This is a genomic window from Ruegeria sp. BJ6, assembly GCF_056537885.1.
This window is the reverse complement of the sequence record NZ_JBQFSG010000002.1, coordinates 198,746-221,227: the sequence shown is the minus strand read 5'-3', so window position 1 is coordinate 221,227 and position 22,482 is coordinate 198,746. Positions and strand designations below refer to the sequence as shown.

24 protein-coding genes and 1 tRNA gene are annotated in these 22,482 nt (G+C 56.1%); 14 read left to right on the top strand and 11 right to left on the bottom strand.

Features of this window, described 5'->3' with window-relative positions; all coding sequences use genetic code 11:
• The first annotated feature begins 122 nt into the window (after positions 1–122).
• From ACR0D6_RS06380 to ACR0D6_RS06370, 3 genes are read left to right on the top strand one after another with little or no spacing between them, the layout of a single operon-like run.
• Complete coding sequence (locus ACR0D6_RS06380; RefSeq protein ID WP_480764890.1) at positions 123–539, top strand: hypothetical protein; 417 nt, start codon at positions 123–125, stop codon at positions 537–539.
• Between the two features lie 9 nt (positions 540–548).
• Positions 549–1,058 (top strand): ImmA/IrrE family metallo-endopeptidase, encoded by a 510-nt coding sequence (locus ACR0D6_RS06375; RefSeq protein WP_480764889.1) that lies wholly within the window; start codon positions 549–551, stop codon positions 1,056–1,058.
• Between the two features lie 14 nt (positions 1,059–1,072).
• Positions 1,073–2,155 (top strand): beta family protein, encoded by a 1,083-nt coding sequence (locus ACR0D6_RS06370; RefSeq protein ID WP_480764888.1) that lies wholly within the window; start codon positions 1,073–1,075, stop codon positions 2,153–2,155.
• Between the two features lie 382 nt (positions 2,156–2,537).
• Here ACR0D6_RS06370 and ACR0D6_RS06365 read toward each other — a convergent pair whose 3' ends face one another.
• The 7 genes from ACR0D6_RS06365 to ACR0D6_RS06335 all read right to left on the bottom strand — a co-directional run bounded on the left by ACR0D6_RS06365 (position 2,538) and on the right by ACR0D6_RS06335 (position 8,697).
• A complete protein-coding gene (locus tag ACR0D6_RS06365) occupies positions 2,538–4,700 on the bottom strand; it encodes a hypothetical protein (protein WP_480764887.1) in 2,163 nt (720 codons plus the stop codon).
• Between the two features lie 77 nt (positions 4,701–4,777).
• A complete protein-coding gene (locus ACR0D6_RS06360) occupies positions 4,778–4,936 on the bottom strand; it encodes a hypothetical protein (protein WP_480764886.1) in 159 nt (52 codons plus the stop codon).
• 128 nt (positions 4,937–5,064) lie between these two features.
• Positions 5,065–5,208 (bottom strand): hypothetical protein, encoded by a 144-nt coding sequence (locus ACR0D6_RS06355; protein ID WP_480764885.1) that lies wholly within the window; start codon positions 5,206–5,208, stop codon positions 5,065–5,067.
• Between the two features lie 421 nt (positions 5,209–5,629).
• Positions 5,630–5,887 carry a hypothetical protein gene (locus tag ACR0D6_RS06350; RefSeq protein WP_480764884.1) on the bottom strand — a complete coding sequence of 86 codons (258 nt, stop codon included), beginning with the start codon at positions 5,885–5,887 and terminating at the stop codon, positions 5,630–5,632.
• An 84-nt stretch (positions 5,888–5,971) separates the two neighbouring features.
• Positions 5,972–6,442 carry a hypothetical protein gene (locus ACR0D6_RS06345; protein ID WP_480764883.1) on the bottom strand — a complete coding sequence of 157 codons (471 nt, stop codon included), beginning with the start codon at positions 6,440–6,442 and terminating at the stop codon, positions 5,972–5,974.
• 431 nt (positions 6,443–6,873) lie between these two features.
• On the bottom strand, positions 6,874–8,499 hold the full coding sequence (locus ACR0D6_RS06340) for a DUF6538 domain-containing protein (protein ID WP_480764882.1): 1,626 nt from the start codon (positions 8,497–8,499) through the stop codon (positions 6,874–6,876).
• A 111-nt stretch (positions 8,500–8,610) separates the two neighbouring features.
• Positions 8,611–8,697, bottom strand: a tRNA-Leu gene (locus ACR0D6_RS06335).
• Positions 8,698–8,838: 141 nt separating this feature from the next.
• On the opposite strand from ACR0D6_RS06335, the gene ACR0D6_RS06330 reads away from it, so the two are divergent.
• Entirely contained in the window at positions 8,839–9,498 is a 660-nt protein-coding gene (locus tag ACR0D6_RS06330) for a DsbA family oxidoreductase (RefSeq protein WP_480764881.1), read from the top strand.
• A 39-nt stretch (positions 9,499–9,537) separates the two neighbouring features.
• Positions 9,538–10,194 (top strand): lipoyl(octanoyl) transferase LipB, encoded by a 657-nt coding sequence (gene lipB / locus ACR0D6_RS06325; protein ID WP_480764880.1) that lies wholly within the window; start codon positions 9,538–9,540, stop codon positions 10,192–10,194.
• 307 nt (positions 10,195–10,501) lie between these two features.
• Here lipB and ACR0D6_RS06320 read toward each other — a convergent pair whose 3' ends face one another.
• A complete protein-coding gene (locus ACR0D6_RS06320; protein WP_480764879.1) occupies positions 10,502–11,443 on the bottom strand; it encodes a cation diffusion facilitator family transporter in 942 nt (313 codons plus the stop codon).
• Between the two features lie 77 nt (positions 11,444–11,520).
• On the opposite strand from ACR0D6_RS06320, the gene ACR0D6_RS06315 reads away from it, so the two are divergent.
• Positions 11,521–11,934: a MerR family transcriptional regulator gene (locus ACR0D6_RS06315; RefSeq protein WP_480449980.1), complete on the top strand. Its 414-nt coding sequence runs from the start codon at positions 11,521–11,523 to the stop codon at positions 11,932–11,934.
• 13 nt (positions 11,935–11,947) lie between these two features.
• On the opposite strand, the gene ACR0D6_RS06310 is transcribed toward ACR0D6_RS06315, so the two are convergent.
• Positions 11,948–12,367 carry an HIT family protein gene (locus tag ACR0D6_RS06310; protein WP_480764878.1) on the bottom strand — a complete coding sequence of 140 codons (420 nt, stop codon included), beginning with the start codon at positions 12,365–12,367 and terminating at the stop codon, positions 11,948–11,950.
• A gap of 334 nt (positions 12,368–12,701) precedes the next feature.
• On the opposite strand from ACR0D6_RS06310, the gene ctaD reads away from it, so the two are divergent.
• From ctaD to ACR0D6_RS06295, 3 genes are all read left to right on the top strand, one after another.
• Complete coding sequence (ctaD, locus tag ACR0D6_RS06305; protein WP_170651746.1) at positions 12,702–14,360, top strand: cytochrome c oxidase subunit I; 1,659 nt, start codon at positions 12,702–12,704, stop codon at positions 14,358–14,360.
• Between the two features lie 161 nt (positions 14,361–14,521).
• Positions 14,522–15,121, top strand: coding sequence for a DsbA family protein (locus ACR0D6_RS06300; RefSeq protein WP_480764877.1), 600 nt, complete (start codon positions 14,522–14,524; stop codon positions 15,119–15,121).
• Between the two features lie 49 nt (positions 15,122–15,170).
• Entirely contained in the window at positions 15,171–15,662 is a 492-nt protein-coding gene (locus ACR0D6_RS06295) for a DUF2244 domain-containing protein (protein ID WP_480764876.1), read from the top strand.
• 26 nt (positions 15,663–15,688) lie between these two features.
• Here the strand turns inward: ACR0D6_RS06295 and ACR0D6_RS06290 are convergent, their stop codons facing one another.
• Positions 15,689–16,174, bottom strand: a complete 486-nt coding sequence (locus ACR0D6_RS06290; RefSeq protein WP_170651741.1) for a GatB/YqeY domain-containing protein — start codon at positions 16,172–16,174, stop codon at positions 15,689–15,691.
• 183 nt (positions 16,175–16,357) lie between these two features.
• Between ACR0D6_RS06290 and carA the strand changes: the two genes are divergently transcribed.
• Together carA and ACR0D6_RS06280 are read left to right on the top strand one after the other, a co-directional pair.
• Positions 16,358–17,524: a glutamine-hydrolyzing carbamoyl-phosphate synthase small subunit gene (carA, locus tag ACR0D6_RS06285; RefSeq protein ID WP_480764875.1), complete on the top strand. Its 1,167-nt coding sequence runs from the start codon at positions 16,358–16,360 to the stop codon at positions 17,522–17,524.
• Between the two features lie 81 nt (positions 17,525–17,605).
• Positions 17,606–19,486, top strand: coding sequence for a glycosyltransferase (locus ACR0D6_RS06280; RefSeq protein ID WP_480764874.1), 1,881 nt, complete (start codon positions 17,606–17,608; stop codon positions 19,484–19,486).
• A gap of 3 nt (positions 19,487–19,489) precedes the next feature.
• On the opposite strand, the gene ACR0D6_RS06275 is transcribed toward ACR0D6_RS06280, so the two are convergent.
• Positions 19,490–20,131: a GntR family transcriptional regulator gene (locus ACR0D6_RS06275; RefSeq protein WP_170651727.1), complete on the bottom strand. Its 642-nt coding sequence runs from the start codon at positions 20,129–20,131 to the stop codon at positions 19,490–19,492.
• 99 nt (positions 20,132–20,230) lie between these two features.
• Between ACR0D6_RS06275 and ACR0D6_RS06270 the strand changes: the two genes are divergently transcribed.
• From ACR0D6_RS06270 to ACR0D6_RS06260, 3 genes are all read left to right on the top strand, one after another.
• Complete coding sequence (locus ACR0D6_RS06270; protein WP_480764873.1) at positions 20,231–20,875, top strand: pyrimidine 5'-nucleotidase; 645 nt, start codon at positions 20,231–20,233, stop codon at positions 20,873–20,875.
• An 86-nt stretch (positions 20,876–20,961) separates the two neighbouring features.
• Complete coding sequence (locus tag ACR0D6_RS06265; protein ID WP_170651723.1) at positions 20,962–21,210, top strand: hypothetical protein; 249 nt, start codon at positions 20,962–20,964, stop codon at positions 21,208–21,210.
• 75 nt (positions 21,211–21,285) lie between these two features.
• Positions 21,286–22,482, top strand: coding sequence for a UbiH/UbiF family hydroxylase (locus ACR0D6_RS06260; protein ID WP_480764872.1), 1,197 nt, complete (start codon positions 21,286–21,288; stop codon positions 22,480–22,482).

Sequence of the window (22,482 nt, the reverse complement as noted above, 5' to 3'; positions counted from 1 at the left end):
ATGCTGGGCTAGCCAAATCAGCAAGTAGCTGGCAAAGTGTGTCAACAAAAACTTGACAAGAACAAAAGAAGAACATATATGGGCGGCAGAGGCGAAGGTCCTACTTGTGGGCAGTTAGCAGGATGAAAAACGTTACGTTTATCGCTGGGCTGATTGGCGGCGCGGTGTTGTGCTACATCCTATTTTCCCTTGGAGTTGTCGACAAGATCGACGGAATTCCGGGAACTGAACAAGAACCTGCATTTTCGGTCCCAACTTATCTAAGTTTCGTCTCTGCTATGATGACCACTGTTACAGTTGTACTGGCCGCAGTGGCTATCGGCATCGGTATCGTGGCCGCATACACGTTCCGAGAAATCAAAGAAGAAGCCCAGAAAATTGCCAGTGCCACCGCGCAAAACGTGGCGGATGACCGACTTTCCGAAGTGAAGGTCAAAGGCATGGTCTTCGATTTGTATGCGAAAGCCGAAGAAGAGCGCCAACAAGAAGAAGAGTGGGGTGAAGACCCATCAGAAGAAAACGAAAAATTTGAGAGATAGGAGGCCAACATGACTACTAGGGAGTTGAAAAAGGTTAGAGCCGAACGGGGGGCTACTCTTGACAGATACATGTCATCTTACCCGGTGAAACTAGGCACGCTGGCGCGAGAGCTAGGTGTCGCGGGTATTAAAGTTTCCAGTATGCCCACGGGCGTGTCTGGTCAAATCACCAAAGAGGGTGGCGACTATATCATTCGCGTCAATCGAAACGAGGCACGTGAGCGGCAACGCTTCACTATTGCTCATGAGCTTGCTCATTTCCTGCTGCACCGGGATGTAATCGACAGTTCACCGGATGGGATAACAGACAATGTCCTGTATCGTTCGGGTGAACCGGAGCAGATCGAGTTCGAGGCAAATCGTCTAGCAGCCGATCTGGTTATGCCGATGGAGTTGATAGAGCAAAAGCTGAACAATGAGTTCGGCGGTGTTGTCACCGATGCGACGATAGAAAGCCTTGCAGCGAGCTTCCAAGTATCTAAAGCTGCTATGGAAATCAGGTTATCAACTCTTTCATAACCACGAGGTGACCCATGGTCCTAGAGAACAAAGCCTATGTCCCAACTCTGGCGGTTAGAGCCAGCGAAATGAATGGGCTTGAGTTCTTACCAGGGGCGGCAAAGGACAGGATGGCTCCATGCTTCCTCCTCGCCCCTTGGGCCAGCTCGAACAGCCTAGAACGTACTATCACCCGAATTGAGCGAGCCTTTCCAAATCGTGATTACTTTCTGGATATAGACCGATACTACCAGATCACGAATATGGACAGTGTACCGCAACAGGAATTGACCCGTTTGATGGACCCGGCGGACTGCTTCGCGAATTGGGTTAGCTTCGTTAGTGAGCACGAGCGTGTCTGGCCGTGTGTACAAACACGCGGCCAGACAGAAGGCCAAATACGGACCCAGATCGAAGAATTTCAGAATCTGGGACGTCCATATTGCATGCGGATCGTTTATGATCGGTACCCTGACAACATGGAAGAGATTGCCGGGGCGTTTGCTGCTGGTGGTGCTGCTGACTTTGCGATCATTCTCGAAGGCGGATGGACACGCGATCCTTTGTCTCTGGCTGTTTGGTTCGAAGGAATAATTTCCGGCAGTCTTGATCCAATCGATGCGACCGTGCCCGTAGTCCTATCCTGTACATCCATTCCAAAGATGTTCAGCAACTATAACGCAGATAACCCGACGGCAGTTCCGTTCTCAAATCGTCAGCTTCTGGACCAAGTTGCTCGACAATCGAACCGGGCAAGAGTCATTTATGGCGATTGGGGCAGCACCCGCCCGCGTGAGCCGGGGGGATTTGCGAACCGGCCCTTAGATCGCGTGGATTACCCAACCGAAAATGCTTGGTATATCGCCCGCAACAAAGACGAAGAGTGGGACTTTCGGGACGCGGCAATTGCAATCGTTGGTTCTTCGCAATGGGATGGTGGACTAGGTATCTGGGGCGAAGAGATGATCCAGAACACGACAATCAATGAAGAGCTGGGCATCGATACCGCTCAGAAGAATGTCGCGGCGCGTGTGAATATCCATCTTCATAGACAAGCATTCTATGGACTGCCGCCGATTGATCCGTCTGCCTTCGATGAGGAGTGGCAGGACGACTGACCGCTGACGCGGGGACATACCATGTATTTGTCGGACCCTGTGTGTATTCGCGGGCCAGATACACACCAAATACACACGAGAAACCCATTATAAATCAAGAACTTATCCAAGTTCGTGTATTTGTGTATTTGTTGAGGAACTTCCAGTGCATATAGAAATGACCCTCCCCCTTAGCGAACGTCCCCGAAGGGGGGGGTCATTTTTCTTATGAACTAGGTCACCTTTTCAAATACACAAATACATTATCCGCCCTCAAAGCCCTTATTTTTATGGTCAAAACGCCCATGTGTTTGGTGTGTATTTGGATGTATTTGTGTATTTGCCCTGCGGGCAGCCCTCGCAAAACAAAGTGCGGATTGTTCTCAGAATGTACAGGCCGCGACTACGCTGCCCGCTCTTCAAGACGCTGCTTTAACGCCGCCTTTTCGTCCGGTGTCATGGACGGCATTTTCTGCCGCTCTTCCGAGGTCATAAGACGCTGAAGGGTGCGACCAAAAAGGACAGTCACATTTTCAGTTTTCTGAGCTTCCCGATCCGGTGCCGTTTCCGTCTGCGGCGCTTCTCGCTCCACAAGCCGCCAAATTGCACCACCGCTTTCGCGGCCCGCATGGGTCAGCGAAACGGCCCTTTGACACCCGTTATGTTCGATGTTGAAGGTGCTGTCCTTTGCCTGCGCCAGATATGTGCCGAAGCTCTTTGGTGAGTAATCGAAGTCGCTGATCGCATCACGCTTGAGCTTGAGCGGCAATGGGATTTCGTGATCCGCCACCAGTGCCAAAAGCCCGTTTTGTCCGGATGCCTGAGCTTCCATTTCAACCGGCGTCAGCCGGTTCCTGGCTGCGTCATACCATGCCTGAACAAGTGCCTGCATCGGATTTCCGTCACCGCCGGTAACTGTCTCCAACTCGCTCCGATTAGTCTGGAATTTGTCCATCCCAACTGACTCAAGAATACCACCGACAATACTGTGCCAGCGTTCGAAGGAAGCTAGAGGCTTGCTACTTGCATTTGGCTTGCCCTTCTCAATCCAGTTCTTCACCAACGTCAAACACGCTGCGATAATCTGTCCCCGGTGCGCTCTGATATGGCTCTTCAAGTCACCCTTGATCTTAAAGGACGCCGGATCTCGCTCACCAGGCTTCGCCATCTTAGCGTCAAGCTTGACGAGGCTTAGGCGTCTCTGCAATTCAGGCGAGAAGCCGGGATTAATTCCGGTCCAGACCGTCGCTGATGAGTTTCTCATGGTGCGTTCACCTGTTCGGCCCAGAATGCGGTCGGTCCACTCGCGAGAAGTCAGAAAAGACGCAATCGTAGGCGAGTCCATTTCACCTGCAACGTTGTCGTAGACAAGAAAGTTCTTCTGCGTCTGCAAAGCCGTGAACAGCGCCTTACGGCGCTCGTCCTCGTTCCGCGACAATGGGGGCCGCAAGTCGGTTCTACCGTCCGTCACGAGCTGACAAGCTTCTGCCAACAGCGACGCGCCTGTGCCGGGGGCAGGCTTGGTCAACAAGTGGGCGGGTACGACATCATCAATGATTGCTGACACGAACGGCGTCAGCAACAGCGCCAGAAAATTGGTGAGGGACGCGCCCGGATCGGCGACGTTTTCCTGCCGGGTACAGCCATCAAATGGAAAGTCGGCAAACAGATCGACCAAGAATTCGGCAGACTCCCGCGCTGCCTGCTCCAGACCACTTGTCGGAATGGTCGGGATTTCAAAATCGGGATCGGGAAGGTAGAGCAACCCGGAAGCCTTGTGATATCCCGGCGTCTGGATCAAATCGCCATCCTTCGTAAACGTTGGAACCGTTACAATCTTTTCAAATTCCGGTACAGGCAGGGCAGGATCGGCAAACAAATGCTCTGCAACGTCCTTGGGTGCCGCTGCGCTTACATAGTCGCTGTCACCCCTCGTTTTTCGGTACGGAGCCTGAGTGTTAAGAACGTGGTTGAAAGTTTTCTGATTCAGAATTTCAATCCGCGCATCGCCCCTTGGTGTCTGGGGCACCCGAACAAGTTCAGAGCTATGCGTGAACAACGTCGGGCGCTTACCCTTGTTAGCCTTCTCCAGCCTGTTCCGACCGTAGTCACACTGTTCTGCAAAGCCGTGCAAATCGATAACATTCGTGTCTTCGTTCTTGATGCGCTTGTTGCGACGTGACGCTGCAATCTCACATTCGGCAAGGTTGCGCACCGCATCCAAGAAGTTCGCTGTGTAAACGGGCCAATTTTCCTTGATGGCCTGCTTAACAACGCCCATTTCTCGTTCTGTAGCACCGTGAACGTGAAGCTGTGCAAACAACAATGCAAGCTGAGCATCACGCATTGGCGCGACGCGTAAACGGCCTTCGCTATTCTTTTTAGTCAACCGCTCTACAGCGACTTCTGGGTCCATAGGCTTCGCCTTGCGAATGCGTTCAATATCTGACCCACTCATCTTTTCTCGCAACTTCGCGGCTCCGGGCGTCATGCGCACCCGCCCCAAAGTCGGCAGCGGCGTGTCGTCGTCATCAATGACCACATCTTCAAAATCATAACTGCTCAATTTGTTCTCCTTTGTCAGCCGTTTTTCCCCTTCTTCTGTTTGGCTGGGCGCTCACGCGCCCACCGAAGTTTATGCTGTTAACGCGCCCCGCGCCTCACCCGGCGGGTGCATAACACCACCGGCCCTTCTTCTTCGCCCTCATCAGGTAGCGAACATGCTTCGAGATAGGCGTCGATCTGGTTCTCAATCAGCATTTCCCACTCGTGGTCAGCCGCCGCCATCGCCTCGTTGCTCATTATTTAAAACCGCGTGTCGGGGTCGGCGAAATGCTGAAGTCCGTCGTAGATTTCTCGGGATAACCGGGTGTTGATCGCATACATTACAGCGTCGCTGGTCGGGGCAAATAATGACAACGCGCCAGCCATCACCCTGCCCTCTCTTCTAACGCACCTAGCAACCCGGACGCTTCGCTGATCAAAGCTTGCAAACGCGCCATCATTTCAGGAGTCCGCTCAAGCTCCGAAACCTGCTTGATCTGATCGCAAGCTACCAAAAGTTGATTTTCCATATCCGTTGTTCCTTCCTTGTTGTTCTCACGCTGCCGGAGTTCCCGACAGCGGGAACCTGCAATTTTTAGATCCACCAATCAACCCGTAACCACTTGAAAATAATGTATGATTTTGGAATTAGGTGTAATTAGCTCTGCTGGTCTTTCGTAAAATGTCACATTTTTTAACAGCACGTCAGGCTGGCTTACCGCACTAAAAAGGCAGGAAAATTTTCGTGACAATCATCAGCTTCACTGCAAGTGAAAATCACAAAATCATACATTTGGCTTCGCAAAATCACACATTTTCCTTGAAAGAAAATTCGGAATCACTGCGATTTTTTAGAAGAATGCTCGAGGACATCCCCGAGCAAGGATGTTTGAGTTAGGCTTGAAGCCCATTTTCGGCGGCACGGTAATGATGATTACCGAATCAAGCTATCTAAACGTAGTCGTCCATCGCCAACCGCAGACGGTCAGCAAGGGCCTCGGGGTAAGTAAAATCGGCCAGCTCCGCTTTACCTCGCCCCGTGCTCCACGTCGCCGGGTCAGGTGTAAAACCTGCCTTGCGCAATACGAGGCGCGCCAGAGCGCCGTCCCCATTCAGAGCATTCGCCAGCCAGAGCAGAGGGATGCGGAGCCCGCGCCCCCGTGAACGTTCCACTTCATCTCGCAGCATGTCTGCGAGCTCATCAACCATTTGAGAGTCGTGCATTTTAGTTCTCGTTTTTCTTGTAGTTTGATGTTTCAGCCGGGGTGCTGCCCGGCTGTTTCAGAAGTGGTGTTAAATGGAGCCGTGCCCGTAGCCAGCCTCTAGTGCCGCTTCAAATCGCGTCTCCACCTGCTCCCCGACGTACTCGTCAAGCGTACCGGCACGAGCCATACTCATCCTGCGTTCGGGCGGAATGCCAGCGACTACTTCGTCCGTAAGACGCCGCCGCAATTGGTCATCCGAGGATGCCAGACAACGCTGTGATAGCTCGCAGCCGTTGACAGCGTCACGTGCCCAGACAGCCCACCCCTCGTGCGTCACAGGGACTTCTACGACTGAGGCCCCCTCAAGTCGAGCGAGCACCTCAGGGCGCAAGATAACCTCTGCGGTTATCTTGTCCGCCATCATAGGTGCCAGGCGGTTCCCATATTCACGCGCCAAGGCAAGAGCCATATTGTGCCGGATTTCTTCCAACTTCTTGGATTGAGGCATAGTCAATCCCCGCTCCAGATTTTCGATGTGGTTCAGTCGGTCGGTTCCCATTTATAACCCCCTGTTCTAAAAAGTTGTCGGATGTAAAAAGTATCGCTAAATCCAGCGTCTTTGACGCGTGGCAGCACAACATTGATTGAGTAAAGCCTCTCTCTCCTACCTCCTGTAGCGCTGGGCGGAGCCAATGCATACGGCAGGGGGTAAGGCTGGATTAGAATACGACGAGCGGCGTGGTACGAAATGCCCAACGCTTCGCCGACCTGACTTGTTGTCAGCATCTGCAAACCTCTTGTTTTGGATGAAACGCCTCTGGCGTAAGGTCAGCATCACCTATGCTGACCGGGTATGAGAACTCACTACCATACTTTAACCGGTCGGCCAAGAAACTGCGCAAAAACGGGTCATTTTATCGAAGCTATTTTCAACAAAAAAGCCCGCCTTTCCGACGGGCTGCATGTATTTCTTGAAGCGTATCTCTTCAATCATGGCCCAAGTGGGTCAACCTTTTTCAAGCTATCAAACAGGTACTGCATACCAGCACCGTCCCCATAGCCGCCCTCAACGGCATCCCTATTGGCACGGCCCGTCAGGTAGCGACGGTGCGCGTCCGAAATATTGGCGTTGTCGCAGGCATCTTGAAAGCGATGACGGAAGCTGTGAAAAACCGCCTTTTTGTCTTTAATCCCCAATTTCGAACGCAGCAGATACGAGAAGCGCTTGCCGTAATCGGCGCTGACGCGCCCACGAGTGTCGGGCGTCATTTCTTCAAGCTTCTTCGCGTACCGCCCAAATTGGTTGAATGCGAAGGCGTCAGCCGGTCGGGCTTCAACCACCCCCCGCAATCCGGCTGTGATCAGAGCGGGATGGACAGGCACCCAACGAACGGACGCCACATTTTTGGTTTTTTGGTCTTCGCCTTCATCGGTGATTTTCATTGACCAAACGCCGCCGATTTCTTCGAAGTCATTCGTTCGAAGCTGACAGGCTTCTTGAATCCTCAATCCGTGGTAGGCAGCAATCCATGGTGCCCAGCGGTCTACGGTGGTGCTTCCGTATTGGTCCGCGTTCGATCCTTTAACGAATTCCAGTATCTTACCGACTTCCTCACCTGTGAAGGCACGGCGGGTCTTTTCGGCGCTGTGCTTCACCTTGGGTTTAACCAGTTTCATGCCCGCCCATGGGTCAGTTTCAATGAAGCGCCGCCCTACAGCGTGAGACATGAGACCTTTGAGCATGTCGAAATATTTCTTCTGGGTGGCATAACCGATGGTATCTGCCCCGGTATTCTTGGCATCTGCGATAAGCTGCTGGAAAGCCATGTCGCGACGCTTACCGCTCTGGACTTTAGGAAGGCCTTTGAGCGCGTCGGTAAACTCTCTCAGGTGCGCACCGGTAATGTCCTGCAATCCAACCTCGCCATGCAGTTCAGTGAAACGCCTAACGTATGTTCGCCCGTTTTCTGCCGTATGTGCATCAACGGACGGTGCCCAATCTTCGACCAAATCGCGCAAACTGAACACATCGCCAATCAAATCTACGTCCTGACCGATCTGGCGCAGCACCCGCCCCCGCGCGTTTGTTTGGGCGCGTGTCGCCGCTGACGCGGCGCGGTGTTCTGCTTGCCTTATCTGTAGCTCTTCTGGGTCGGTAAACTCGTCAATCAGCACCTTTGAGGGCGGCGCACCCGTCTTTTGAACAACAAAACTGTCACCTTTGACATATTCGAATTCACCGCCTTCAACGTCGAACGTGCCCGCGTCAGCGGGTTTTCCAGCCTCCAAGAATGCCAAAGCCCTCTTGCTTTGCTCGAACTCTTTCAGAAGCCCGGACAATCCACCTGCTTTGTCTAGCAGTGCCTTTTGGTCGGGCGGCAGGTGGCGTGCCAAAGCCTGCCAGCCCTCTTCCGCTTTTGCCTGATCCTGCTGAGCATCCATGATCACGCGGATCGCACGAACTTCCTTTTCAGCAATTTTGGGGTCGGATGTTTTCAGGCTTTTCTGGTAAACAACTTTGCCGCCCCAGTGCCTACGGATGGCTTCAGGCACTCGAATCTTGGCGTGGTAACGCCCGCGAAGCTGGATAGTCCCATCAACCCTAGGCAATGCCATTTCATCACTCCAACTGGAATCATCACACGTATTTGTGTGATGTATTGTGTGACGTTTTGCAAGGCTAAGGCCTTATTTTTACAACTTTACCTATTTTTATGGGTGAAATACTGGTGCGGTCGAGAAGACTCGAACTTCCACGGGTGTTACCCCACAGCGACCTCAACGCTGCGCGTCTACCAATTCCGCCACGACCGCACTGTCTAGGCTTGGTAGAGGGGCGTATAGACGGTCGTGTAAGGGATGTGAAGGGGCAAAAACGCCGTGGTTTGAATTCGTGTAAAATGACAATATCTGATAGGTCGGATCGCGTATCTTAGGCATAGGCAGGAGCACTCAATGACGTCGTCAGAATCTCAACCCGTTGTACAAATCGACATTGTCTCGGATGTCGTTTGCCCCTGGTGCATCGTGGGATTTCGACAGCTGGATCTGGCACTCAGGAACTTGCAGGTATTGGCCCGACTCAGATGGCATCCGTTCGAGCTTAACCCGAATATGGGACCTGACGGCCAGAACCTGCGCGAACACATAACCGAGAAATACGGCAGTTCCGCCGAGCAAAGTCGGCAGGTGCGCAACCAACTGACTTCGTTGGGTGCTGATCTGGGTTTCACGTTCAATTTCGACGATGACAGCAGAATCGTGAATACGTTCGAGGCGCACCAACTGCTTGACTGGGCTGAAGATCAGGGTCGGCAGCATCCGCTGAAGATGGCGCTGTTCGAAGCGTATTTCACGGAGCAGAAAGACGTGTCGGACCGGGAGGTACTGGTTGAGGCGGCAAAGACAGCGGGTCTTGATCCGGCGAACGCACGTGCGGCCCTGGACTCTGGCGCGCACGCGGCCGCGGTCCGCGAAAAGCAACAATTCTGGACTAGCCGGGGTATTTCGGGCGTCCCGTCGATGGTGTTTGGCGGAAAATATCTGCTGACGGGTGCGCAGGGTACAGACACCTATATGCAGGCTTTGCAGCAGTGCCTGATTGAGGCTGCATAGCCTCTTTCGCTTGTTGTTGCGGACAGGTATGCACCGGGCATGGAATGGAAGATCACAGACGGGCTGACCGACTATGCAGCCGCAGTATCCTTTATGGAAGAGCGCGCGGCGGCTATTGCTGCGGGTCAGGCCGATGAATGTATCTGGCTGCTGGAACATCCCCCACTTTACACCGCGGGTACGTCGGCCCGCCGTGAGGACCTGACTGACCCGGATCGCTTTCCGGTCTACGAGAGCAAACGCGGCGGTCAGTACACCTATCACGGGCCGGGACAGCGGGTGGTGTACGTCATGCTGGATGTTGGCAAGCGTGGTCACGACGTTCGGCGGTTCGTGAAACAGCTCGAATCCTGGGTGATCGCAGCTCTTGCTGAATTCAACGTGCGCGGCGAAATCCGGGATGGACGCGTTGGTGTTTGGGTTCAGCGCAATGACAAGCCGCTAACCGTTTCTGGCGCCCCTGCCGAAGACAAGATTGCCGCCATCGGAATCCGGCTGCGGAAATGGGTGAGTTTTCACGGCATCTCGATCAATGTCGAACCCGAGCTGGATCACTTTTCGGGAATTGTGCCCTGCGGCATCTCTGAACATGGGGTGACATCATTGGTGGATTTGGGCCTGCCGGTTACCATGGCGGATGTGGACGTTGCGCTGCGCCGCACGTTTGACGAAATTTTTGAAAGCACCCAAGTCTGAATTTTCTGACCGCCGCGAATCACTGTGAGACTTCGAGGGAAATAACAATCGGCTAGATTCTCCGGTTCTGTTTCTGATCAAGGCGAAAGATTTCCTGTGTATCGGGAATTTTCCCTTATTTTTCGGTAAACCTTAAAATCCGGCCAATACAAACGCAGCGGCCGGGGGTAATATGAACCTACCATTCTCAGAGTGAGTGGTGCGTTAAACCGGAAATCGCGGACTATCCGTGTGGACCGATAAGTGCTTGGTTACGAGTCTGCCGTTCCGACCCCATATCGGAACGGCAATTCCTTTTCCGGACCTGCTATTCTTCGAGATGCCCGAACCTGGACGATCCGATACAGGCGCGGTCCGCACATTCCAGTTCCAGCGTTGCATGTGAAATTTCAAAGCTGTCGTGCAGAGCGGACTTTACTGCCGTTCTGATCTCTTCGCCGTTCCTCCATGCATCGGGCGCAATTACGAGATGCGCCGTGAGAGCGGCCTGTCGTTCCTGCATACTCCAAAGATGCACGTGATGAACTTGGGCCACGCCTTCGACATTCTCCATGGCGGTCGCGACCTCTTCGGGGTCAAGGCCCGGTGGTGCACCAAGCATCAGCACCCGAACGGTGTCGCCGATTTCGGCCTTTACGTGCCAAAGAATGTAAAGCGAGATCAGGATCGTTACTGCCGGATCAACCCAGGTCCATTCAAACAGGATCACAGCACTGCCCGCCACAATAACGGCAACCGACCCCAGAGCATCAGCAACATTATGGATGAACGCAGCCCGGATGTTCATGCTGTCTTTGGCCATCGTGTAGGTTAGCGCCGCGGTGATCAGATCGACGATCAGGGCAAGTGCTGCGATCCAGACTACAACCCAACCGTTGATCGGCTCGGGCTGCCAAAAGCGCATGATGCCTTCATACAGAAGATAGACAGACAGTACGACGAGCGTCGTGTAGTTGACCAAAGCTGCCACAACCTCGGCCCGCCCGTAACCAAAGCTCATTCGGGCATCCGCGGGCCGCCGCGCGATCTTGCGGGCGAAAAAGGCGATAATCAGCGCGATTGCGTCCGAAAAGTTGTGCAGAGCATCGGCAATCAACGCGAGCGAGCCGGACAGAATGCCACCAACTACCTGCGCTAGGGTCAGGATCATGTTGACGGCTATCGCCCAGGCAACCCTTGCATCGCCGGATTGAGGGTCAATATGAGTATGCGCGTGTCCATGACCCGCGTGTGAATGGTCGTGCGCCATTGATTTGCGTCCCTTGTTCTGGTCCGACACTACATGTAATTCCTCTAGTCACTAGAGGTTCAAGAGGTTTTGGAAAATTGTTTTCAATCGGAGATCTGTCGCGACGAACCGGAGTCAAAGTGCCTACGATCCGGTTTTACGAAGAAAGGGGGTTGTTGCCCCACCCGGAACGCACTGCAGGTAACCAGCGCCGCTATGATCAGGTGGCGCTGGACCGTTTGAAATTCATCCGCCATTCCCGTGATCTGGGATTGCCATTGGCAGATATCGAGGCGCTGCTTTCTCTTGAAGGCGCGCGCGGGAAAGACCTTGATCGCGCTCATGAAATTGCAGAACGGCAACTGGCGGATCTGCGCAACCGCATAACCCAACTACGCCGTCTTGAGACGGAACTGGCCCGCATCGCAACTGCCTGTGATGGGCGGCACGATCATGTGTGCGCCGTCCTTCACGCGTTTGGCGACCACGATACCTGCTCGGGGTCGCACTGATTGTCTGCCTGAATCAGTTCAGCGCAGCGCGGATTTTTTCCGCATGTTCCGCGATCAGGTCGAAATCCCCCATGGTGCCGGGTGGGCGGATTGAAACGCCCTCATAGCGCGGTAAAACGTGGAAGTGCAGGTGAAACACCTCCTGCCCCCCTGCGGCCTCGTTGAACTGCTGAACGGTGACCCCGTCCGCGTCAAAAGCCTTCATCACCGCTCGCCCCATCTTTTGGACGGTCGACATAACAGATGCCAGTTGCTCGGGTGATGCATCCAGCACGTTGCGGCACGCGGACTTTGGAATGACCAGAAGATGGCCGTCCGACCGGGGCATGATATCCATGAAAGCCAATGTATCGTCATCTTCGTAGACACGCGTTGATGGGATTTCGTCACGAAGAATTTTCGCAAAGATATTTTCGGAATCGTAGTCGGTCATAACGGATCTCCGGTCTGGGTACTTGCGCTTGTTTTTGCGGGCACCGGCGCTGACGGTCAAGCACAGAAAATGCCCCCTACCCGGTACAAAATCCCTCAGCCGCTGAATTTCTGACCGTGCCAGACGCTGCGCTTGAAAACTGACATTCGCCCACCATATTGCGCCTGTCTGCGTCCTTGCGTCGGGTGGTGCCGTGTACCCCCCGCGACAATTATTCTTGATCCAGATCAAACTCGACCATTGAAGGTCACCCCCTCACCTTCTAAAACCAGCAGGAATCCCGCGCGCCGGAGAGGTCCGGCTGCGCGGTTTAGTTGCAACAGGAGGCACCTAAATGGCAGACGCAGCCATTCATGGTCACGAGCATGAAGACAATCGCGGTTTCTTTACCCGCTGGTTCATGTCGACCAACCACAAGGACATCGGGCTTCTTTACCTGATCTTCTCGGCGATCGCCGGTCTGATCTCGGTTCTGATGACCGTCTACATGCGGCTTGAGCTGATGCACCCCGGTGTTCAGTACATGTGCCTGGAAGGGTTCATGGCCGATCCTTGTACACCAAACGGACACCTGTGGAACGTGATGATCACCTATCACGGTGTTCTGATGATGTTCTTCGTGGTCATCCCGGCCCTCTTCGGCGGATTTGGCAACTATTTCATGCCGTTGCAAATCGGCGCGCCGGATATGGCGTTCCCGCGGATGAACAACCTGTCCTTCTGGCTGTACGTCGCCGGTACATCGCTGGGCGTGGCATCGCTGCTGAGCCCCGGTGGTAACGACCAGCTCGGTTCGGGCGTCGGTTGGGTTCTGTACCCGCCGCTGTCGACGACCGAAGGCGGCATGTCCATGGACCTTGCGATCTTTGCCGTGCACGTATCGGGCGCCTCCTCGATCCTCGGCGCGATCAACATGATCACCACCTTCCTGAACATGCGTGCCCCGGGCATGACCCTGTTCAAGGTTCCGCTGTTCAGCTGGTCGATCTTCGTCACCTCGTGGCTGATTCTGCTGTCTCTGCCGGTTCTGGCGGGCGCAATCACCATGCTGCTGATGGACCGCAACTTTGGTTTCACCTTCTTTGATCCGGCCGGTGGCGGTGACCCGATCCTGTATCAGCACATCCTGTGGTTCTTTGGCCACCCGGAAGTGTACATCGTGATCCTGCCCGGTTTCGGCATTATCAGCCACGTGATTGCGACCTTCTCGCGCAAGCCGATCTTCGGCTACCTGCCAATGGTCTGGGCGATCATCGCGATTGGTGTTCTGGGCTTTGTCGTGTGGGCGCACCACATGTACACCGTCGGCATGTCGCTGCGTCAGCAGGCGTATTTCATGCTGGCCACGATGGTCATCGCGGTTCCGACCGGTGTTAAGGTTTTCTCGTGGATCGCGACCATGTGGGGCGGTTCCATCGAGTTCAAGACGCCCATGCTGTTCGCCTTCGGCTTCCTGTTCCTGTTCACCGTTGGCGGTGTGACCGGTGTGGTTCTGTCGCAGGCTGGCGTGGACCGTGCCTATCACGACACCTACTACGTGGTTGCGCACTTCCACTATGTGATGTCGCTTGGCGCCGTCTTTGCCATCTTTGCCGGTGTGTACTTCTATTTCGGCAAGATGACCGGACGCATGTATTCCGAGTTCTGGGGCAAGGTTCACTTCTGGCTGTTCTTCATCGGCGCCAACCTGACCTTCTTCCCGCAGCACTTCCTGGGCCGTCAGGGCATGCCGCGCCGCTACATCGACTACCCCGAGGCGTTTGCCCAGTGGAACTATGTATCGTCGATTGGTGCGTTCGTGTCCTTCGCCTCGTTCCTGCTGTTCTTCGGCATCGTGTTCTACGCCCTGTTCCGTGGCGCACGTGTGACCCAGAACAACTACTGGAACGAATATGCGGATACGCTGGAGTGGACCCTGCCTTCGCCGCCGCCCGAACATACGTTCGAGCAGCTGCCCAAGCAGGAAGACTGGGACAAGGGCCACGCGCACTGATCCCGGCACTAGCAAACTGAAAGAAAACCCCGCCGTATCCCGGCGGGGTTTTTTCATTGTGTTGCGGTGCTGGCGCCTGCGCGAAGTGGCCAAGTATCGCCAGAATCCCAAAAATCCGCTATTCTTGACGGGGCCGCGAACAGGTTATCCGGAGATTTCAGATGCCCGAGATTGATTTTTGGTATTCCATTGGCAGTACATATTCCTTCCTGACGGTGATGCGTCTGAATGACTGGTGCACCGAACATGATGCCAAGGTCCGGTGGCGCCCGTTCAACGTGCGGACCGTGATGCTGGATCAGCAGAACATTCCCTTTGCCGGCAAACCGGCAAAAACGGAATATATGTGGCGCGACATCGAACGGCGCGCCGCCAAGTATGGCGTACATGCAAGCCTTCCGGCCCCCTACCCGATTTCCGATCTGGCGCTTGCAAATCAGGTGGCACTTTTGGGAATGAAGGATGGTTGGGGTGAACGTTTCACGCAGGCTCTTTACCGCATCTGGTTCGAAGAAGGCATTGAAGCAGGCAGCGAAGCGGCGCTGACCGAAGCCCTTCACCGCTCCGAGCAGGACCCATTGCCTGTTCTTGCCCGTGCACGCGAGCCCGAAACCATGGCGGCACTGGACGAGGAAACAAATACCGCTGTTTCACTGGGCGTATTCGGCGCCCCCAGCTTTGTTGTTCAGGGCGAGGTTTTCTGGGGCGACGACAGGCTTGACGACGCGCTGTCATGGGCCCAGGTCGGGCACGTGGTCTGACGGGTCAAACCACAATCGACATCTGAAAACACCGCGCTATTCTTCGCCTATGCCCTATAGGTGGAATCAAACCTCGGATTCGGTGCAGGAACTGCGCTTGTGGCCGCATAATTCACTGCCGCCACAAGGTGCCATGGTTACCGTAGTTCTGGTGTTTCTGTTCGGCTCGATCCCGCTGCTTGCGGTTCTGGGATCGGTCATCTTGTGGGGGTTACTGCCGTTTCTTCTGCTAAGTGTGCTGGGCCTGTGGCTGGCGTTCAAATCCAACTATCGGGCGCGCAGCGTTTTCGAGGTCCTGACGCTGTCCCACAACCAAGCCCGGCTGGTGCGACATAACCCGCGCGGGCGGGATCAGGAATGGAACTGCAACCGCTATTGGGCACACCCCGAGATACACAAACACGGCGGGCCGGTTCCCAACTATGTCACGTTGGTCGGCGGCGGCCGTGAAGTGGAAATCGGTTCATTTCTGTCCGAGGACGAACGCGTCGAACTTTATGGCGAACTTGTCGCCAAGCTGCGCAGTGAAACCGCACAGTAAGCTCGCTCAACTATGTGCTTTGCTGATCAGCAGTCGCCATTCGGTGCGGCACACAACTGGTCTTTGACCATGGGTCCGACCTTGCCGAAATCCATCTGACCGGTGAATCGCGACTTCAGCTCGCCCATGACCTTGCCCATGTCCCTGATCGAGCCCGCCCCGGTTGCCGTAATTGCCGCGTGAATGGCCGCCGTTACCTCGTCATCGTCCATCTGCTTGGGCAGGAATTCCTCGATAACGGCAACTTCACGCAGCTCCCGCTCGGCCAGATCCAGACGCCCGCCCTCTTCATAGGCGCGCGCGCTTTCCTTGCGTTGCTTGGTCATTTTCCCAAGGATTTCAAGCACCTCGGCATCACCGCAACCTTTGGCCTCTTCACTGTCAGAGCCGCGCGTTGCGATATCCCTGTCCTTGATCGCAGCATTGATCAATCGCAGGGTCGACAGCCTTTCAGCCGCCTTGTCTTTCATTGCCTGTTTAAGGGCGTTGTTCACCCTTGTTCGCATATCCATATGATCTGCCCATCCCCATGGAACCGGAAACCTGAACATATCGAAACAAAAAGCGCGACACAACAGCAGAGCATATGTGCTAACCTATTGAAAAGTAACAATAGCCCAAAAATTGATCAGACTTGACCCAGCGGCTCAACCCCCTTAGGAATGCGCCGATTTACCCAGCAGGAGAGTCGCGCCATGGCCCAGAATGCCACGCCCAAGCCCACCGCATGTCTGGCTTTGGCCGATGGAACACTGTTCTACGGACACGGCTTCGGCGCCACAGGTCAGACAGTTGCGGAATTGTGCTTTAACACCGCTATGACCGGCTATCAGGAGATCATGACCGACCCGTCCTATGCAGGGCAGATCGTGACCTTCACCTTCCCCCATATCGGAAATGTCGGCGTCAACCCCGAGGATGACGAGACCGGTGATCCGGTTGCCGAAGGCATGGTCGTCAAATGGGACCCGACCGAGCCGTCAAACTGGCGCTCGGCCGAGGAACTCAAGGACTGGCTGGCAAAACGGGGACGGATCGCCATCGGTGGCGTCGACACCCGCCGCCTGACCCGCGCAATCCGGCAACAGGGCGCGCCGCATGTCGCGCTGGCCCACGATCCCGAGGGCAATTTCGATATCGAAGCTCTGGTCGCGGCAGCACGTGGATTTGCAGGTCTTGAGGGCATGGATCTGGCCAAAGAAGTCACCTGCTCGCAAAGCTATCGCTGGGATGAGATGCGCTGGGCCTGGCCGGATGGCTATGCACGTCAGGAAGCACCGGCGCACAAGGTGGTCGCGATCGATTATGGTGCCAAGCGCAACATTCTGCGCTGCCTTGCGTCCGCCGGTTGTGATGTCACCGTCCTTCCGGCCACGGCAACGGCTGCCGAAGTGCTGGCACACAACCCGGATGGCGTGTTCCTGTCAAACGGCCCCGGCGATCCGGCTGCAACCGGCGAATATGCCGTACCGATGATCAAAGAGATTCTGGACACCACCGAATTGCCTGTTTTTGGCATCTGCCTGGGCCATCAGATGCTGGCGCTGGCGCTTGGCGGCCAGACCATCAAGATGAACCACGGCCACCATGGCGCAAACCACCCGGTCAAGGACCTGGAGACCGGCAAGGTCGAAATCACGTCGATGAACCACGGTTTCGCCGTTGACGCCCAGTCGCTGCCGGATGGTGTGACGGAAACGCACAAGTCGCTGTTTGACGGTTCGAACTGCGGTATCCGCATGACCGATCGCCCTGTCTATTCGGTTCAGTACCACCCCGAGGCTTCGCCCGGACCGCAGGACAGCTTTTATCTATTCGAACGGTTCTCGGCCGCAATGGCCGAGAGAAAAGAACAGGCGTAACAACCTGCATAATCAGCCTTAACGGGCCATTAACCTTGTTCGAGCAACTCTGGCGCCAGTCCAATGCGCCGGAGTGGCTTGATGAGTGAACATAACCTCCAACGCCTTGCGCCCGCCCACCCGGTTGCCCGCATGCGGCCACCGGTGCCGCTGGGGCGGATTCTGACCACGCGCGGTGTTATTGACGATGCGCAGTTGCAGCGGGCCCTGCACCTGCAATCCCACCAGAACGCGCCGCTGGGTGAAATCCTTGTGGGTGAGGGCTGGACGAACCGGGGCGAGGTGCTGGACGCGCTGGCCGAACAGAACGGGATGCAAATCGCAGACCTGAAGGCCACGCCACCAGATGTCGCGCTGTGTGCGATGCGGCCCGTTGAGTTCTGGCTGAAGAACAACGTAATTCCGTGGATGCGCATTGGACCGATTGTCCTGATCGCAACAGCCCGGCCAGACCGGTTCAATGAAATACGTGATGCGTTGCAAGCAGAGGGGCAAACGTTTGTTCCCGTTCTTGCCAGCATGGATCAGATCGACACCGCCATTGCCAAGCAATACTCTCGCCCGCTGGCGCTGGCGGCCGAAACCCGCGTTGAGCCTTCGCAAAGTTGCCGAACCTGGACACCTTCTTCACGGACGTCTTGTGCGACCCTGTTTCTTATGGCGGCCTGTGTTTTCGTACTGGCGCCTCAGACCGGCTTCACAGTCCTGTTTGTAATTGCGCTTATCACGTTGATCTTATTCATGATGCTGCGGTTTGCAGGCTTGATCGCCTTTATTCAGGACCGGATTAGCCGCATGTCCGCCAAGACCGAACCCACCCCCGCCGATCACCGTTTGCCCTGCGTTTCGATATTGGTCCCGCTTTATCAGGAGCGCGCCGTGGCTGATGTGCTGATACGCCGGCTTCGGCGTCTGACCTACCCGCGTTCTCTGCTGGACGTAATTCTGGTCCTTGAAGAAAAAGACCATGTGACCCGGAACGCCCTTGCCCAGATCGACCTGCCCAGCTGGGTCCGCGCCATCGAAGTCCCCGGTCTAAACGGTTTGACCACAAAACCGCGGGCGATGAACTATGCGCTGGATTTCTGCCGCGGAGAGATACTGGGCGTCTGGGATGCCGAGGACGCCCCGACCCCGGATCAGATCGAAAAGGTTGTCCGCCGGTTTGGGCAGACACCAAGGGATGTCGTTTGTCTGCAAGGTATTCTGGATTACTACAACCCCCGCACAAACTGGCGTTCGCGCTGTTTCACCATCGAATATTGTGGCTGGTTCCGCGTCATCCTGCCCGGAATAGCCAGAATGGGCCTTGTGATGCCGCTGGGCGGGACCACATTCTTTTTCCGGCGCGAAGTACTGGAGGAACTTGGCGGCTGGGACGCCCATAACGTAACCGAAGACGCGGATCTTGGGGTCCGGCTGTGCCGCGCGGGATACCGGTCAGAGATGATTGATGCCGTTACCTATGAAGAGGCCAATTTTCGTGCATGGCCCTGGGTCAAACAGCGTTCGCGGTGGCTAAAGGGATTCATGGTCACCTATCTGGTGCACATGCGCTCGCCCGCCGGGCTGCTGCGCGATTTGGGGGTCAAGCAATTTCTGGGGGTGCAGGCATTCTTCCTTGGCACATTGGGGCAGTTCCTACTGGCCCCGGTGCTCTGGGTATTCTGGCTGATTTTCCTCGGCCTGCCGGAACCTGTTACCGGCTTATTTTCTTCCCGCCTGATACTTTGGTGTACAGTCCTGTTTCTGGTGGCAGAGGCGCTCAATCTGTTGATCGGCGTGATCGGCGTGTCGTCGCGACAGCGGCGTTTCCTGATCCCATGGGTGCCGACTATGGTGCTGTACTATCCGCTGGGGGTTGTGGCCGCCTACAAAGCCCTATGGGAACTGGCAGCCAAACCTTTCTTTTGGGACAAGACAGAACACGGGCACGCCGCCGAAGAAAACGCCACGATCTGAGGCTCAGCGGCTTTCCCGACGGTCCGCGTCCTGCTTGAGGCGTGTCATGAACGCGATCGAGATGTGATCCGTCAGCGCCTTGTCAGCCGCATCTTCATCCCGCGCCGCAATCGCTTCGACAATGGCCTTATGCTCACCCTGTGCGATTTTCCCCCTGCCCTGTGCCGCAAGCGATGTTGTCGCCATCAGCGCCATGGTGCGGTGTACAAGATCAAGCTGCTGAACGAGATAGCGATTGTGTGACGCCAGATGAATCTGTTCGTGGAACCTGCGGTTGGCGCGGGACAGAGCGGGCGGGTCATTCACCAGTGCGTCGTCCTGCTGCACCATATCCCGCAGAACCTGAATTTCCTCTTTTGTCGCGTGACGGGCAGCCAGACGCGCCGCTAGCCCTTCCAACTCGCGCCGGACAACGTACAACTCCGCCATCTGGTTGTGGTCAAGCGAGGCTACGATCAGTGACCGCCCATCCCGTTCCAGCAAAGACTGAGTTTCCAGACGTTGCAGTGCCTCACGGATCGGCGTGCGTGATACGCCGAAACGTTCGGCAAGCTCAATTTCAACCAGACGATCGCCGGGTTTATAGACGCCTACGTCGATTGCTTCCAATATCAGGCTATAGGCGTCTTTGTTGGTCTGACTCATCTGTCGTTTTCTCCCTGTTCGGAACTGTCTATCCGCCACACCGACACGCGATCAAGCCCGGGCATTGAAAACCGCGCCATCGCGTCCTAAACCCATGGCATGGTCAAGCCTGCATTCGCCCACGTCACCCAATGGGTGTTCGATCTCGATAACACTCTGTACCCGCCACACATGCGCCTGTTCGATCAGATCGAGGTGCTGATGACCGACTATGTGGTACAGGCCCTTGGTGTTGAAAAGACCGAGGCGGATCGCCTGCGGTCTCATTACTGGCGGCAATACGGGACAACGCTGGCCGGGCTGATGGCCGAACACGATCTTGATCCCGTTCCCTATCTGCATGCGGTTCATCAGGTCGACATGAGCCACATGGAACCAGACAAGGCGCTGGCCGATCACATCCGTGCGCTGCCCGGGAGGCGTATCGTCTATACCAACGGCAGCGCGCCCTATGCCGAAAGGGTACTTGCGGCGCGAGGGCTGAGCGGGTTGTTCGATGCGATCTATGGGGTGGAGCACGCCGACTATCGCCCGAAACCGGAGCGGGACGCGTTCGAGGCGATCTTTGCGCAAGACGGAATCGACGCGACAAAGGCCGCCATGTTCGAAGATGATCCACGCAACCTTGCCGCCCCCCACCAAATGGGAATGCGCACTGTGCATGTCGCGCCAGAGCCTCATGATGCCGATTTCATCCACCACCATACGGACGACCTGACGGGGTTTCTTGCCCGCCTTTGCTAAACCCTCAGACTGCGACGATCTGCGCCTGATACAGTCACTGCCCGGCACCTATATCCGCCGCAGCGACGAACAGAACGGAGAGTCCCATGAGCGCGATCGAAATGCCCCGCCGCCTGCCCATATGGCAGCGTCTGGTTTATTCCATCCCCCTGTTTGGCTGGATGGCTCGGGATGTGGCCGACGGGCAGCCGGAGGATTTGTGGTACACTGTCGCCGCGATCGTTGGCATGTGGGGCTGTTCGATCATGCTTTTCGGCCTGCCGGGGCTGTACCTGCCCGCGCTGGCGATGGTGCCAGTGATGTTTCTGATTCTTTTGCTCATCTCGCGCGGCTGACAAACGGGACAGGATGTCACTTGGTATCCGGCGCGGATCGACCATAGGGTTCTGCCTGCAACGGAGATACGCACCATGACTGACAGCTGTGACATCCTGATTTCCGGCGGCGGCATCGCCGGGCTGACCGCCGCGGCGGTATTTGGTGCGGCGGGTTTTGACGTCGTATGCGTCGACCCCAGCCCACCGATTACCGAACGGGATGTCGACGGGTCTGATCTGCGGACCACCGCATTCCTGCAACCCTCGCGCGGCTTGCTTGAGCAATGCGGTCTGTGGGCGCGGCTGGCTGAATATGCCGCGCCGCTGCAGGTCATGCGCATCGTGGATGCGGGCGGAGATGTTCCCGAGCCCCGGGTGGTAAGGGATTTCAACGCGGCCGACATTTCCGATCAGCCGTTTGGATGGAATCTGCCGAACTGGCTGCTGCGGCGCGAGATGGTCGCCCGTCTGGCCGAACTGCCCAATGTGGATTTTCGCCCCGGCACTGGCACAAGCAGCCTGTTCACGCGCACTGCTGAGGCGCGCGTGAGCCTGAGCGACGGCAGCCGCATCCGGTGTAATTTGGTGATCGCCGCAGATGGCCGGAACTCGCCCATGCGCGAGGCCGCCGGAATTGACGTTCACACGACCCGCTATGGTCAAAAGGCGCTGGCCTTTGCCGTCACGCATCCGATCGCCCATGACAATGTCTCGACCGAAATCCACCGTTCGGGCGGGCCGTTCACACTGGTGCCCCTGCCCGACTGGCAGGGTCAACCATCCTCGGCGATTGTCTGGATGGAACGCGGTCCTCGGACGGTGGAGTTGCTAAACCTGGAGCCCGAAGACTTCGAGGCCGCCATGACAGAACGGTCCTGTGGCCTGTTCGGTCCGCTCAGGCTTGCTTCGCGCCGCACCATCTGGCCGATCATCAGTCAGTCCGCAGAGCGGCTGTCGGGCGAGCGTGTGGCGCTGATGGCCGAAGCTGCACATGTCGTGCCGCCCATCGGCGCGCAGGGGTTGAACATGTCACTGGGCGACTTGCGCTGCCTGCTGGAACTGGCACAGGCGCGGCCCGACGGGCTTGGCGATGCGCAGATGCTGGATGCCTACCACAAGGCGCGCCATACCGAGGTCGAATTGCGGGTCAAAGGAATCGACCTGCTGAACCGTGCCTCGATGGTTGAAACCCGCGCCCTGCGGGACGCCCGCGCCATGGGCCTGAACGCGCTTTATTCGCTGGCGCCGATACGAAAGACACTGATGCAGATGGGCCTCGGCGTGCGCTGA